Annotated in this window: 1 pseudogene; it reads right to left on the bottom strand. The window is 41.6% G+C overall.

Annotation, left to right across the window (positions count from 1 at the left end):
- A pseudogene (locus REG_RS07580) lies at nucleotides 1-747 on the bottom strand (3-oxoacyl-ACP synthase III family protein); the annotation flags it as partial.
- Nucleotides 748-879 lie beyond the last annotated feature (132 nt).

Consider the following 879-nt stretch of genomic DNA (forward strand, 5'->3'; position numbering starts at 1 on the left):
TAATGGTTTTCCAGGACATAACCGACCTTTGATTGACGCTTCATGCAACACAGAGGGAATTGATGCGGCAACCTAATTTCCACGGTGACGATAAATATCGATAACTTTCTCTTGAGCAATATTCATTTTCTTCTGCATCAGCGTTAGCCCGATCCGACTAGCTGTTGGATAAGTTTCCAGTAAGAAAGAGCAGATGCCACTGTTGCCATCACCGCGTTCCACGATGACGCAGGCCGCACCATCACCGAATATGAGCGATGATTCTTCATCCGACCAATCAAGCCCCCGCGAAGGTATTTCGCTAGAAACAATAGCAATACGCTTATAGGTACCGGTATTAAGCAAGCAGGCGGCAACTTGTAGCGCGGTGACAAAACTCAAGCAACTGGTATTAATATCAAAACTGGCGGTAGCATCATGCAGCGGTGAGATTTTTAACAATTGAGCGGCACTAAAGGGCAGTGCCTGTATTGCTATTGCTGATGCGGAAATCAGCAGATCAATGGACTCAGGAGCGATACCATTACCTTTCAACGCATCGTTGATTGCTGCTACGCCTAATTCGGCAAGTTTTGCGGTATAGCTAGCATGAAAACGCTGAGTAACGCCTGAACGTTTTTCTACATACCCTGTAGGTTTATTCAGTTTTTCATCTAATGCAGAAGATTTAACACAATCTGGCGATAATGCCACAGCAGTAGAAAGGATTTTTATAGGAAGTAACTTACATCGAATATTTATTGACATTATTAAATTTTTTATTAGTAGCTAACTATTAAAGTAGATATCATACAGCTATATATCTAAATTCCATAGCATAATAATTCAAAGCGAGTCCAAGCTCTCCAGGCATTTGTTGCAAAATATTCGGAAATAACG

Source organism: Candidatus Regiella insecticola LSR1 (assembly GCF_000143625.1).
GTDB classification, from domain to species: Bacteria; Pseudomonadota; Gammaproteobacteria; order Enterobacterales; family Enterobacteriaceae; genus Regiella; species Regiella insecticola.